Source organism: Desnuesiella massiliensis (genome assembly GCF_001403615.1).
GTDB classification, from domain to species: domain Bacteria; phylum Bacillota; class Clostridia; order Clostridiales; family Clostridiaceae; genus Desnuesiella; species Desnuesiella massiliensis.
The window spans coordinates 1,066,785-1,079,787 of the sequence record NZ_LN879457.1; the positions used below are offsets into that span (position 1 = coordinate 1,066,785).

The 13,003-nt window shown below is 31.7% G+C and carries 12 protein-coding genes, 1 tRNA gene and 1 riboswitch; of the genes, 7 read left to right on the top strand and 6 right to left on the bottom strand.

Annotated features, from left to right (window positions below; translation table 11 throughout):
• Positions 1–21: 21 nt before the first annotated feature.
• Positions 22–666, top strand: a complete 645-nt coding sequence (locus BN2665_RS22945) for a bifunctional 4-hydroxy-2-oxoglutarate aldolase/2-dehydro-3-deoxy-phosphogluconate aldolase (protein ID WP_055669416.1) — start codon at positions 22–24, stop codon at positions 664–666.
• Between the two features lie 23 nt (positions 667–689).
• Positions 690–1,712 carry a sugar kinase gene (locus tag BN2665_RS22950; protein WP_055669417.1) on the top strand — a complete coding sequence of 341 codons (1,023 nt, stop codon included), beginning with the start codon at positions 690–692 and terminating at the stop codon, positions 1,710–1,712.
• A 55-nt stretch (positions 1,713–1,767) separates the two neighbouring features.
• Here the strand turns inward: BN2665_RS22950 and BN2665_RS22955 are convergent, their stop codons facing one another.
• Positions 1,768–3,108, bottom strand: a complete 1,341-nt coding sequence (locus tag BN2665_RS22955; RefSeq protein ID WP_055669418.1) for a M28 family metallopeptidase — start codon at positions 3,106–3,108, stop codon at positions 1,768–1,770.
• Between the two features lie 200 nt (positions 3,109–3,308).
• On the opposite strand from BN2665_RS22955, the gene BN2665_RS22960 reads away from it, so the two are divergent.
• A complete protein-coding gene (locus BN2665_RS22960; RefSeq protein ID WP_055669419.1) occupies positions 3,309–5,465 on the top strand; it encodes a Tex family protein in 2,157 nt (718 codons plus the stop codon).
• 71 nt (positions 5,466–5,536) lie between these two features.
• Positions 5,537–5,650: riboswitch (FMN riboswitch) on the top strand.
• Positions 5,651–5,750: 100 nt separating this feature from the next.
• A complete protein-coding gene (locus BN2665_RS22965) occupies positions 5,751–6,389 on the top strand; it encodes an ECF transporter S component (protein WP_055669420.1) in 639 nt (212 codons plus the stop codon).
• A 61-nt stretch (positions 6,390–6,450) separates the two neighbouring features.
• Here the strand turns inward: BN2665_RS22965 and rimI are convergent, their stop codons facing one another.
• The 4 genes from rimI to BN2665_RS22985 all read right to left on the bottom strand — a co-directional run bounded on the left by rimI (position 6,451) and on the right by BN2665_RS22985 (position 9,485).
• On the bottom strand, positions 6,451–6,897 hold the full coding sequence (rimI, locus tag BN2665_RS22970; protein ID WP_055669421.1) for a ribosomal protein S18-alanine N-acetyltransferase: 447 nt from the start codon (positions 6,895–6,897) through the stop codon (positions 6,451–6,453).
• Positions 6,890–7,603: a tRNA (adenosine(37)-N6)-threonylcarbamoyltransferase complex dimerization subunit type 1 TsaB gene (tsaB, locus tag BN2665_RS22975; protein WP_055669422.1), complete on the bottom strand. Its 714-nt coding sequence runs from the start codon at positions 7,601–7,603 to the stop codon at positions 6,890–6,892. Before tsaB ends, rimI begins: the two co-directional genes overlap by 8 nt.
• A complete protein-coding gene (gene tsaE, locus BN2665_RS22980; protein ID WP_055669423.1) occupies positions 7,600–8,061 on the bottom strand; it encodes a tRNA (adenosine(37)-N6)-threonylcarbamoyltransferase complex ATPase subunit type 1 TsaE in 462 nt (153 codons plus the stop codon). The genes tsaB and tsaE overlap by 4 nt, the downstream gene beginning before the upstream one ends.
• A 179-nt stretch (positions 8,062–8,240) precedes the next feature.
• Positions 8,241–9,485 carry an HD-GYP domain-containing protein gene (locus tag BN2665_RS22985; RefSeq protein WP_055669424.1) on the bottom strand — a complete coding sequence of 415 codons (1,245 nt, stop codon included), beginning with the start codon at positions 9,483–9,485 and terminating at the stop codon, positions 8,241–8,243.
• Between the two features lie 260 nt (positions 9,486–9,745).
• Here BN2665_RS22985 and BN2665_RS22990 point away from each other — a divergent pair, with 260 nt between their 5' ends.
• From BN2665_RS22990 to BN2665_RS23000, 3 genes are all read left to right on the top strand, one after another.
• Positions 9,746–10,669, top strand: coding sequence for a metal ABC transporter substrate-binding protein (locus BN2665_RS22990; protein WP_154675010.1), 924 nt, complete (start codon positions 9,746–9,748; stop codon positions 10,667–10,669).
• A gap of 150 nt (positions 10,670–10,819) precedes the next feature.
• Entirely contained in the window at positions 10,820–11,440 is a 621-nt protein-coding gene (locus BN2665_RS22995) for a CBS domain-containing protein (protein ID WP_055669426.1), read from the top strand.
• Between the two features lie 127 nt (positions 11,441–11,567).
• Positions 11,568–11,643: transfer RNA gene (locus tag BN2665_RS23000), tRNA-Trp, on the top strand.
• 137 nt (positions 11,644–11,780) lie between these two features.
• Here BN2665_RS23000 and BN2665_RS23005 read toward each other — a convergent pair.
• Positions 11,781–12,959, bottom strand: a complete 1,179-nt coding sequence (locus BN2665_RS23005) for a tyrosine-type recombinase/integrase (RefSeq protein ID WP_055669427.1) — start codon at positions 12,957–12,959, stop codon at positions 11,781–11,783.
• Between the last annotated feature and the right edge of the window lie 44 nt (positions 12,960–13,003).

The window sequence follows — 13,003 nt, forward strand, 5'->3', positions numbered from 1 at the left end:
TAAATTTAAGGAGAGATTGCTATGAAAAGATTAAAGGTTATACAAACTATAATCAATGAAGGTTTAGTAGCAGTGATTAGGGCGGAATCAAAAGAGCAAGGTATAAAGATTGTAGATGCAGTAAAGGCTGGAGGAATTAAAAATATTGAAATAACTATGACTGTACCTGGAGCAGTAGATATAATAAAAGAACTATCTGAAAGGTATAAGGATGAGGATTTAAGCATAGGAGCTGGTACGGTGTTAGATCCAGAAACCGCCAGGGCTTGCATATTAGCTGGAGCAAATTACATAGTAAGTCCTAGTTTTAATGAAGAAACTGTAAAGTTGTGTAATCGTTATAGAGTAGCTATTATGCCAGGAATTATGACTGTAAATGAGGCTGTAAAAGCCTTAGAGTATGGTGCGGAGATTTTAAAGGTGTTCCCAGGTAATGCCTTTGGCCCTTCTATTATCAGCGCTTTTAAAGGTCCATTACCTCAAGGAAACTTTATGCCTACAGGGGGAGTTAACCTAGAAAATATTAAAGAATGGATAAAGGCAGGAGCTGTAGCGGTTGGTACTGGAGGAGATTTAACCAAAGGTGCTAAAACTGGAGATTATCATTTGGTTACAGAAACAGCAAAAAAGTTCGTAGAAGCTGTAAAGGAAGCTAGAAAAAAATAAGTATTTAAAATGGAGGAAGTACTATGGGAAAGATAATAACCTTTGGAGAAATAATGTTAAGACTTGCACCGCAAGGCTATGATAGATTTGTACAAGCTAAAGAATTTTCTGCAGTATATGGAGGAGGAGAGGCTAATGTAGCTGTTTCTCTCGCTAACTATGGAAAAGAAGTTTATTTTGTAACAAAACTGCCAAAGCATGAAATAGGTCAATGTGCCTTAAATGAATTAAGAAGATTTGGTGTTAGCACTGATTATATAGTAAGAGGAGGAGAAAGATTAGGTATATACTATTGTGAAAAAGGTGCCTCTCAGAGACCTTCTAAGGTAATATACGATAGAGCTCGTTCTTCTATTTCAGAAGCTAAATCTGAAGATTTTAACTGGAAAGATATCTTTAAAGATGCAGAGTGGTTCCATTTTACAGGTATAACTCCAGCTCTTTCCGATACCTGTGCAGAAATAACTCTAGAGGCAGTAAAAGCAGCTAAGGAGTTAGGTGTAAAGATTAGTGTGGACTTAAATTACAGAAAAAAATTATGGTCTACAGAAAAGGCCGGAAGAGTTATGGGGGAAATAGTTAAATACTGCGATGTAATTATAGCTAATGAGGAAGATGCAGAAAAGGTATTTGGAATAAAAGCAGAGGAAACAGATATAACTAATGGTAGCTTAAATGAAGAAGGTTACAAAAAGGTAGCGGAACAGCTCCTAAATAGATTTAATTTGCAGTATGTGGCAATTACTTTAAGAGAAAGCTTCTCCGCCTCTCATAATGGATGGTCTGGAATGTTATATGATGGGAAAGATTTCTTTACTTCTAAGAAATATGATATCCAAATCGTAGATAGAGTAGGAGGGGGAGATTCCTTTGGAGCTGGATTAATATATGGGCTGACTTCAGGAATGGGTTCACAAGAGTCTTTAGAGTTTGCAGTGGCAGCATCTTGCTTAAAGCACTCTATTGAAGGAGATTTTAATCTGGTTTCCCTAGAGGAGGTAACTACTTTAGCTCAAGGGGATGGTTCTGGAAGAGTTCAAAGATAAGGTTAAATATAATGCATCAGTAAAAGCCTTAATTCAAGGCTTACTGATGCATTAATTATTTTTGAGGATATAAAGCACTTTTTATTAATAGGAGTGCGGTAAGTAAAGCAGAAATAAAAAATATTTCTTTGGAGTATATGATAATGTGAGGATTTGTAAAAGAATTTTTAATTATTTGGCTAGAAGCGATATTAAAGCACCTATCTATGGCGGAGGGACTAATATATTCAACTCTATCCTCTGGAGTATGAATTCTACTCATATCACTATCACAATAGGTAATAGCTTCTATACCTAATTTTCTAAAATATTCATGATCGCTAGCATCCTCAAATAGAACACTATAATTTACTTTCTTATTAATACACTCTTCAGCGGAGGCTTTTATAAGGTTAGTGTCTAGGGTATCATCTTTTGCACCCATTATTGATAAGGGAATTCCCTTATCACTGCCTATCATATCAAAATTTAGTATTAAGGAGTTTTTAAGGTAATCCTTATAATCTTCTGCAAAGGCTTTAGAGCCTAAGCAGCCAAATTCTTCTGCATTAAAACCGATGAAGATAATATCTCTATTTGGTTTTCCTAAAGAGTTAACATATTTAGACAATTCCATTAAAAAGCTAATGCCCGAGGCATTGTCAAGAGCACCATTATATATCTTTCCTTTTAAATCGCTACCAATGTGATCAAAATGAGAGGATATAATTAAAGGAGGTAGAGATGAGTTAAGGCCTTTTATCTTTCCTACAATATTATGGGCCTTTGTATCTTCTATAACAAAGGGTATATAACAGCTTATAGTATATCCTTGATTTATATATTCCTTTATTTCTGATAGCACTCTTTCTTTTATCATTACGTACATATGGAAGGTTGATTCATATATAAAGGAGCTGCGAAAATTTAAATCATCCTTAAGAGGTACATAGAACAAATAAAATTTATCTCCAACTCTAATTTGAAGGGAACTGTTATCAATATATAATCCGTTTTTCTTATTAAAGGTTACTTCATTAGATTTAAAATTTATCATGTCTTCCTTATAGTCCTGTGTATATTGATACTCTTTTTCGATATTTCCTCTAGAGTCTTTAACTACAAGTTTAGGATCTTCACCTATCTTTTTCGGGTATTTTGTTAGAAAACTATGATAGTAGGTACCATTAAATTCTTTTAATCCATTTTTTATAAAATTCTTTTTTACATATTCCCCAGCTAATAAGTTTTCATAAGTGCCAGTGAGCCTCCCCTTCATATTATCGGAAGATAAATAAGCTATGTTATTTAAAACATTTTTTAAAGAGAAGTTTGACTTGTTCCATAGACAATTAAAGGAAAGAGATAACAATAATAATTGTAGACTTAATATGAAATATAAAATATGTTTTTTCATAATAAACTCCTAAATCTTATTTTTCAATATGCTTTATAAAGAAATATATGATGTAAAAATTAAAGATATTAACAGAATATAATAAGCGTCAATATTTTTTGAAAAAATGAAATTATTATTAAAATATTAGTTCCTGAGGAAAGATAATGATATAATAATATTTGTGAATTAAAGAAGTTTTTGTTTACGAGGAGGAACCCATGAGAAATATAGAGCAGCGTTTATCCATGGAGCTTAATATAACCATGGAGCAAGTTTTAAATGTAATACAATTATTAGATGAAGGAAATACTGTTCCTTTTATCGCTAGGTATAGAAAAGAAAGAACTGGTGGGTTAGATGATGAAGTTCTTAGAAAATTTGCAGAAAGATTAGTGTATTTAAGAAATTTAGAAGATAGAAAAGCAGATGTCATAAGATTGATTGAAGAGCAAGGTAAATTAACTGAAGAAATAAAAATAAGTATCAATAAATGCGAAACTTTAACAGAGATAGAAGATATATATAGACCCTTTAAGCCTAAAAAGAGAACCAGGGCAATCATTGCAGAAGAAAAAGGATTACGACCTTTAGCTGAGGTTATACTTAAAGGAACTTATAAAAAAGATATAAAGGAGCATGCAAAAACCTTCATTAATGAAGAAAAAGCTGTGGCTAATGAAGAAGAGGCATTGCAGGGTGCTATGGATATTATAAGTGAGATAATCTCAGACAATGCTGACTATAGAAAATGGTTAAGGAACTATGTGCAGAAAGAAGGATTTGTAGAGACAAAGGGTGGTAGTGAGGAACCAACGCCCTATGAGATGTATTATGATTATAGGGAAGCAGTTAAAACCATACCTTCTCATAGAATATTAGCAATAAACAGAGGAGAAAAAGAAAAGATATTATCTGTAAAAGTGGTCTGTGAGGAAAGTAAAATAATAGACTATTTAAATAGAAACTTATTAAAGGAAAATAAAGCCACAGATAGCTATATTGAAGAAAGCGTAAAGGATTCTCTTAAGAGACTTATATATCCATCTATCGAAAGAGAAATACGAGCTGAACTCACTGACAAGGGTGAGAATGGCGCTATTGATATATTTAAGGCAAATCTAAAGGCTCTTTTAATGCAAGCCCCTATTAAAGGTAAAGTAGTTATGGGCTTTGACCCAGGCTTTAGAACTGGTTGTAAGGTATCGGTATTAGATGATACAGGAAAATATTTAGAGAAAGCTACCATATATCCTACAGCTCCACAAAATGATGTTAAGGGTGCTATTAATACACTGAAAAAACTTATATATAAATACAATGTAGAGGTAATATCTTTAGGAAACGGTACTGCTAGCAGAGAATCCGAGGAAGTAATAGCTCAAATGCTTAAGGAGATTAAAGAGGAAACAGGAAGAGAATTATTCTATGTTATAGTATCAGAGGCTGGTGCTTCCGTGTATTCTGCTTCTGAATTAGCTGCAAAGGAATATCCAGATTTAGATGTAACCATAAGAGGAGCTATTTCCATTGGAAGAAGGCTTCAAGATCCATTGGCGGAATTGGTTAAAATAGATCCTAAGTCTATAGGAGTAGGACAGTACCAGCATGATGTAACACCAAAGAAATTAGACGAGTCTTTAAAAGGAGTAGTGGAAGACTGTGTAAACAATGTAGGGGTAGATTTAAATATTGCTACACCATCCTTGTTATCTTACATATCTGGAATTAATGCTTCTATAGCTCAAAATATTGTAGCTTATAGAGAAGAAAATGGAAAGTTTAAGAGTAGAAAAGAATTATTAAAGGTAAAAAGATTAGGTCAAAAGGCTTATGAGCAGTGTGCGGGATTTTTGAGGGTAATGGAAAGCAAGGAGCCTTTGGATAATACAGCAGTGCATCCTGAGTCCTATGAGGCTACTAAAGCTTTAATGAAGCTGCTAGGATATAAGGAAGAAGATTTAAAGAAAGGTAAGCTTGGAGACATTGAAGAATTGATTAAAACTAAGGGCATAGAGAAGCTTTCAGAGGAATTAAGCATAGGGGTGCCAACCTTAAGAGATATAATAAAAGAGTTAAAGAAACCTGGAAGAGACCCTAGAGAAGAGTTACCTAAGCCCATTTTTAAAACTGGAGTAATAGATATAACTCAACTAAAACCCGGCATGGCCTTAATGGGTACTGTAAGAAATGTTTCTGACTTTGGAGCCTTTGTAGATATTGGGGTCCATCAAGATGGTCTTGTACACAAAAGTCAGATGTCAGATAGGTTTGTAAAACATCCTCTAGATATAGTTAAGGTGGGAGATGTGATTGAAGTAAGAGTTTTAGAAGTAGATGAGAAAAGAAAAAGAATTTCTCTTACCATGAAAAAATAAAATTAATTTATGTATTTAAAAAGTATTGTTATTTTTATAACATTATTGTATAATAAAGATGAAAAATAAATAGTATCCTTCAGGGCAGGGTGTAAATCCCTACCGGCGGTATAGCCCGCGAGCCTAGTGCATGATTCGGTGAAACTCCGAGGCCGACAGTATAGTCTGGATGAAAGAAGGTAAAGTGTTAAAGGATTGTTTAAGATGCCCTGACTTTTTGTCAGGGCTTTTATATTTTTTAACACCAATACCCTTGGGGATATAAGTTTTAAGGAGGGTATTTAAATGAAAACTTCAAAGTTAAATCTAAACAAACAAATTAAATTAGCTCTATTAGCTGCTATGGCATTTTTGCTTATGTTATTTGAGATTCAAGTGCCTATTTTTCCATCTTTTTTAAAGATAGATTTAAGTGACTTGCCAGCTCTGATTGGAGCCTTTGCCTTTGGACCTGTTGAAGGCATAATAATAGAATTTTTCAAGAATTTATTATTTGTAGTATTCAAAGGAACTCAAACTGCACTAGTAGGAGAAATAGCCAACTTTTTTATAGGCGGACTCTTAGTTTCTACATCAGCATTAATATATAATATAAATAAAACTAGAAAAAATGCTATAATAGGATTGATTTCTGGTACTATAGTAATGTCCTTAGTGGCAGGACTTTTAAACTACTTTGTGCTAGTGCCAGTATATGCTAAGGCTTTTGGGGCGCCAGTAAGTGCTATAGTAGGTATGGGAAGTAAAATAAATAGCAATATAAAGGATTTATCAAGCCTTGTAATATTATCTATAGTTCCTTTTAATATTTTAAAAGGGTTTGTAGTTTCTATAGTTACTCTTGGAATATATAAAAGTGTTTCTCCTATTATTCATAAGGAGGCATTTATGTCAAAACAAAGCTTTGCTAAAAAACATATGTAATTAGCAAAAGGAGCTTATAACTCAGCAATAAGTTATAAGCTCTTTATAATTTAATGGACTATTATAAATCTGTTTTGCACATCAAAAGGGCGTCTTCTCCATTATCTTCATAATATTTTTTTCGTATTCCTTGTTTCTTAAAGCTGAATTTACTGTAAAGATTTTGAGCTACTAAGTTCGACACTCTCACTTCTAAGCTCATAGAAAAAGCCTTTTCTCTTTTACATATGTCTATCATAGAGTTTAATATAGCATTTCCAATCCCCAAGCCTCTATACTCAGGATGAACTGCAATATTAGTTATATGTGCTTCATCTATTATAAGCCACATACCGCCATAGCCTACTACATTTCCATCTATTGAAGCTACTATATATCTAGCAAAGTTATTCTCTAATTCTTTTTCAAAGGAAGTCATACTCCAAGGAATAGGGAAGCTTAAAGCACTTATTGCCAAAACTGCTTGTAGGTGATGCTTTTCCATAGTAAGCAAAACTAAATCATTCATTATCTATAATCCCCATCTTTTTATTATATTCTCTCTCAGCTTGAGGTTTTCTCAAATATATAGGAGCAGAGGTATTTAGATTATCTATTTTACCTTCTTTTATCATTTTAGAGCCAAGATCTCCAAGAGAAGCAGCTCTTATAAAGTTTAAGTGAGGCGGTGCAAAATGAGAGCTTTTAAGAGCATTAGCTATAAATTCTCTATGTTTTTCTGTTCCATCTCCTATAAAATATAGGTTACAATTATATTCAGAAAGCCTAGCGCATAATTCATCTAAAGAAATTGTAATGAAATCCGTTAAAGGTGCTATATTATCTCCAGAACTTTTATATATTCTAGTGTAAACATTACCTCTTAAGGCATCCATAATTGGACAAATTACTCCCTCAACTCCATAGAGATTATTTGCTAAGGCATCTAAAGAAGACACTGATACAAAAGGCTTATCACTGCCAAGGCTTAACCCCTTAATAGTAGCCATACCAATCCTTAAGCCAGTAAAAGACCCTGGGCCTTTAGAAACCACAAAGCCATCAATTTGAGATATATCTAAATCTAAGGAATTTAACAAGGAATCTATCATATCCATTATAAGTACTGAATGCTGTTTTTTATAATTAAAATTAATTTCACCTAAAACTCTACTGTCTTCTAACACTGCCACTGTAGCAGTTTCAGAGGCAGAATCTAAACTAAGAACTCTCATATTGCAATCTCCTTTATATAGTCATATCTTTGGCCATATCCATTAATGGTTATGGCTCTATAGGATTCACCCATATCATTTAGCTTTTCTATATTAATGCTAATATGTTCTTCAGGTATAAGCTCTTCTATATAATTAGACCATTCAATGATGCTTACTCCATCACTGAAGATATATTCGTCAAAGCCTATAGCATATATTTCGTCCGGGTCATTCACTCTATATACATCAAAATGATATAATTTTAATCTTCCGCTGTGATATTCATTAACTATAGTAAAAGTAGGACTGGTAATATGGTCTTTAACGCCAATTCCCTGAGCAATTCCTTTAGTCATATGTGTTTTGCCTGTACCTAAGTCTCCCGTCAAGCAGATTATATCACCGGCATTACAAAGACTTCCAAGCTTAATGCCTATAGCCATGGTTTCTTCTACGCTTTTAACTATATATTTCATATATATACTGGCTTCAGAGGGCCAAAGCCAATAATTTCACCTCCAAACAATATCCTTTAAGTCTAATAAATATTCTATCCTAAAATTCATAAAAAGAAAAGGCAACCTTAGGCTATAAAGAAAAATAACTGAAATTAACTAGTTGCTTTTCTTTTTATGCCTCAATAGGAAGCCTGCAATTATGAATATATTTCTTTGTCACAAAGAGTCATTTTAAGATTATTAACAGCTTTTTTACAGAGTAATCCTTCATCACTCATGTCATCTAGTATTTTATATGCCTCCTTTGATTTTAAACCATCCCTATATGGCCTATGCTCTGTCAGAGCTTGATAGATATCGCAAACGCAGAGTATTCTTGATTCTTCAGATATTTGATTTTTATCAAGCAATTGTGGATAACCAGCTCCATTAAGCTTCTCGTGATGATTAGAAGCCCATTCGCTTATATCAGGAATATTCTCTATGTTATCCAATATGATTTTTGTATAGTAAGCATGTGATTTTATAATAGAAAACTCCTCTGTGGTTAGAGCTCCTTGCTTATCTAAAATACTATTAGGGATTGCAAGCTTTCCAATATCGTGAAGTAGACCAGAGATCTTCATTTTTAAACATTTTTCTTCATCATATCCTAAAAATTTAGATACCTTAAAAGATAGCTCTGCAATATCTCTAGAGTGTCTTGCAGTGAATTTACTAGTATTATCTACTATATCCGAGAATATATAAGCGATATCCTTAAACTCTTCTAAGGATATATTTTTATCTAATTTAGGTGTATTTGAAGTGGCTATATAATTTATTGAAGTTATATTTTCTAAGTTAAACCAAAAAATATCTTTAGAAGCTACCTTCAGAAAAGCATTTACTAATGGCTTTGAAAAGATAATTTCGGATTTACTTTTTACCCAGTGAATTATTTTATTTTTTTGCTTATAAGAAGGTAAATTTTCGTCAAATTTAAGATCAATTAAATCTGATATCCTTATGATTTGACTTTCAACAGGAATAAAATTCTGTTTCCTATTCATAGGACCGGTACCATTCCAATTTTCATGATGGTATAGTATTATTTCGCTTATATTTCTATCATAAGGAAAAGTAGTCATTATAGAAGAGCCTATAGTGCAATGTTCCTTTATAAAGGAATCATGAACATGACTTTTAATCAAGCTATTGGCAGCTCCAATATCGTGCAGCATAGTGGATACATATATTGTATTTGTAACTTCATCGCTTAGCTTAAGCTCCTTAGAGATTTCTAGGGCTATGTAGGTGGAACGTTTTGCGTGATGAAGAAATTTTTCTTGATGGTAGTTTACATTGGATACATCCTCTATTATAGAAATCTCTGAAGAGGTTTGAGATAAATTCATAGCTATTGAAAGGGCAGAAATTACACTGTTTAAACCTATACTCATGTATATACCTCACATTAAAAAATTTGAGATTTATTTTACCATAGCGCTAGAATAAATGCCATATGGAATCTAATATTTAATGTTTTTTTAAGGAATTTAAAATATTAATTTTGTAAATAATATAGATGTAATATATACTTTACTACATTTTGTACGTATAATATAGGTAGTTAAAACAATTTTATATGTTTTTTATAAAATGCACTATAATAATAACAAAGTGTTAAACTTGTATAAGATAAAAATTTGAGGTGAATATTTTGAAAAAGAGGATAATGTATATAATTTTGATTATAAATATAATTATGCTTATTACTCTTGGTATAGATTATAGATTTAAGGTGATCACCACCACTGCCACAGATGATGAGGTAAAAGAAAGAGATGTGTATTTAAATATAATGGCTACTAATAAAATGCTTTACAACATGGTGAAAAGTATAACTGCAGACAAGCATAAGGTTGAATATATGTTTAGCCAAGAACAAGAACAATGGAATTTTGAGTATACTGAAGACAGCATAAATAATTTGAGTAAAAAAGATTTGTTCATATATTCTGGAGCTAATTATGAGCCTTGGGCTCCAGATTTTATTGAGAATATTAAAAAAGATAAGGTGGGCATTATAAACGCCTCAAGAGGTACGAAGATTTTATATTTATCTAAGCCTAAAAAGTATAATGAAAAGGATATAAAGGAAAATTCTTATTATTGGCTTAGCCCTGATGAATTTAAAGTATCTTTATCTAATATAAAAAATTCAATACAAGAACGAGACCCTAAAAACAGAGATTACTATGAGCAAAACTATGTAAATAGAGTAAAAGAATTAGATAGTTTAACTAGTAAATTTAAAGAGACATTAAAAAAAATTGAAGATTATAACTATATATATATTGGAGAAGACTTTGAATATCTCATAAAGTACTCAAGCTTAAAATGTACTAAAATAAACAATAATGGTGATATTAACACTGAAAAGGAAAAGCTAATAAAGAAACTAGAAGAAAATAAAAATACTGCGATTATCTATGGAGAGGAATATGAATTACAAGCTTTTAGAGAGATTATTAACAAACACAACATTAAGCTTATAAAGTTATATAAAGAATGCGATGGTGGGTATGTTGAACTCTTTAATAAGAATTTAGAAGCTTTTAATAAATTTGCCTCGGAAAAATAATTGAAAAATATGATGATACAAAATTTTATAAATTGTTTGAATTTATACAGGTGTTTCGGTTATAATATATGTAATATTAATGGTAATATAAGCCTATAATAATTATTTAGTACTTGCAGTTAATATTATATTAAGGGGGATGTGAATGAAATGCTTGTAAAAAATGTTATGTTGCCTAAAGATAAGTTAGTTACTATAACTCCTAAGGCTAGTGTGGGGAAGGCCCTAGAGATTATGGATCAGCATGGTTTTTTATCTATTCCAGTAGCTGAGGATGAAAAGTTTTATGGAACTATATCAAAGGATAGAGTATACGAATATTATTATGAGAAATGTGCTGATAAACAATGCTTTTTAAGTGATTTCTCAGTAGAATCTGTAATGCGAACCGACATTCCAACTATCTCTCCAGAAGAGCAATTAGAGAAGGCTGTACACTTCTTAGAAATAATGAATATAGCTTTTGTAGCTGTAGTAGATGATATGGGGAATTTTACGGGTATATTAACCCATCATGCTGTGTTTGAGCAATTTACTCAAGTATTTGGTTTAAATAAAGGAGACAGATTGGCTGTAATTGCTTATGATGTACCAGGACAAATTTCTAAATTGTCAAGAATATTAGCAGAAAATAATGCTGATATTATAAGCTTTGTAGTTGTAGATCCAAAAAGCGTTATTGATGTAAAAGAAATTGTAATAAGAATGAGAAGCGATAACCGCAGTCTAATAGAAGAAAAAGTTAAAGAAGCAGGATTTAAGATATTATAATAAGAGAGCTTGTAGCCTAAAAAACATAGGATACAAGCTCTTTAATGTGGTTGGATAATTTTATAAAAAAATTTTGAAAAGCTATTGATTTTTTTAAAATAATGCTATATAATAAATATTGTTGCGAAGGGGTATAGCTCAATTGGTAGAGTAGCGGTCTCCAAAACCGTTGGTTACGGGTTCAAGTCCTGTTGCCCCTGCCAGAAGAAAACCAGTAGAATCAATAGTTCTACTGGTTTTTATTTTTCTATAATTACTAGGTTTTAAATAAGAATATAGTTTTGGTCACAATTTGGTCACAGTCACCAAAAAATCAGCAAAAACAAAGAAAAAGAATCATCTAAATTGATTCTTTTTCTTCTATAAATTCGATTATTTTTTTATTAACAGATAGCAAAGCAGCTCTTTCGATATCTGTTGATACATGTGTATAAGTATCAAGTGTAATTGATATCGAGCTATGACCTAATCTCTCACTTACTATCTTAGGATGAATATTTTCCTTTAATAATAAGGTAGCATGAGAATGTCTCAAATCGTGAAATCTAATCTTCTTAAAATTATGCTTCTTTATAGCTTTTGCAAATCTCTTACTTATATAATGGGGATCAATCGGATTACCTATTGAATTAGTACAAACATAGCCACTATCTATATATGATTCACCAAGCAATATCTTATTAAGACGTTGCTTTTGTCTTTGATTCTTTAAATGTTTAATTGTATTATCAAATAATATAATTGTTCTAATAGAACTCTTAGTTTTGGTCTTCTTATCGCTTAAACTCTTCTTTGAGTCGTCATAGCTATAATTACGTTTTACTGTAAGTAATCCTTTCTCAATATTTATATCGTCCCATTTAAGTCCTGTAATTTCTGATTGTCTTAAACCAGTTTCAAAAGCAATAAGCACTGGTAGATATAGAAGTTCATCTTTTATCTTCTCTAGAAATAAGTAACAAGTTAAATTATCCCAGACTTCTGTTTGAGTCTTTTCTACACGTCCATATTTTATATTTGAAATAATTGTTCTATCTATAGTTCCATCCCGAACAGCATCAGTAAGAGCTTTATGAAGCATCCTATGTATTTTTAATATTGTTGATCTACTAAGTCCTTTTCGAAAATTTGAATACTCCTGAGGATTCTCAAGATCCTGATAGAATTCTTTTATTTGTAATCCAGTTAGTTTTCCAATAGGAACTTGTCCGAGATGATTGCTTATATGCACACAAAACTCTCTGTAGCGCTTTTGTGTAGAGGGAGAAAGTGAAGACTCTTCATTTTTAAGCCACTTTTCCAGATAATTTTTTAATAAAATTTTATCTCCTGAAAAATTATGACCATTAGTTACTTTCATAATTGTATCCGCAATAAATAATTGAGCCTCTTTTTTTGTTTTAAACCCTCTTTTCCTTAGTTGGTTTCTTGAACCATCTGCTTTCCTTGGTAAATCAATTGCTATATCATATACTACTTTACCATTTTTTAATTTTCTACTTGTGACTGAACCTTCCATTTTAAGTCCTCCTTAATATAGTATTTAGTGATGTTACAACTAAA

What these genes read in the sequence shown, in the direction of transcription:
- BN2665_RS22955 (WP_055669418.1), bottom strand. Translation starts at nt 3,108, where the DNA reads ATGAAAAAACATATTTTATATTTCATATTAAGTCTACAATTATTATTG.
- BN2665_RS23005 (WP_055669427.1), bottom strand. Translation starts at nt 12,959, where the DNA reads ATGGAAGGTTCAGTCACAAGTAGAAAATTAAAAAATGGTAAAGTAGTA.
- BN2665_RS22945 (WP_055669416.1), top strand. Translation starts at nt 22, where the DNA reads ATGAAAAGATTAAAGGTTATACAAACTATAATCAATGAAGGTTTAGTA.
- BN2665_RS22985 (WP_055669424.1), bottom strand. Translation starts at nt 9,485, where the DNA reads ATGAGTATAGGTTTAAACAGTGTAATTTCTGCCCTTTCAATAGCTATG.
- tsaE (WP_055669423.1), bottom strand. Translation starts at nt 8,061, where the DNA reads ATGAAATATATAGTTAAAAGCGTAGAAGAAACCATGGCTATAGGCATT.
- BN2665_RS22995 (WP_055669426.1), top strand. Translation starts at nt 10,820, where the DNA reads ATGCTTGTAAAAAATGTTATGTTGCCTAAAGATAAGTTAGTTACTATA.
- rimI (WP_055669421.1), bottom strand. Translation starts at nt 6,897, where the DNA reads ATGAATGATTTAGTTTTGCTTACTATGGAAAAGCATCACCTACAAGCA.
- BN2665_RS22950 (WP_055669417.1), top strand. Translation starts at nt 690, where the DNA reads ATGGGAAAGATAATAACCTTTGGAGAAATAATGTTAAGACTTGCACCG.
- BN2665_RS22960 (WP_055669419.1), top strand. Translation starts at nt 3,309, where the DNA reads ATGAGAAATATAGAGCAGCGTTTATCCATGGAGCTTAATATAACCATG.
- tsaB (WP_055669422.1), bottom strand. Translation starts at nt 7,603, where the DNA reads ATGAGAGTTCTTAGTTTAGATTCTGCCTCTGAAACTGCTACAGTGGCA.
- BN2665_RS22965 (WP_055669420.1), top strand. Translation starts at nt 5,751, where the DNA reads ATGAAAACTTCAAAGTTAAATCTAAACAAACAAATTAAATTAGCTCTA.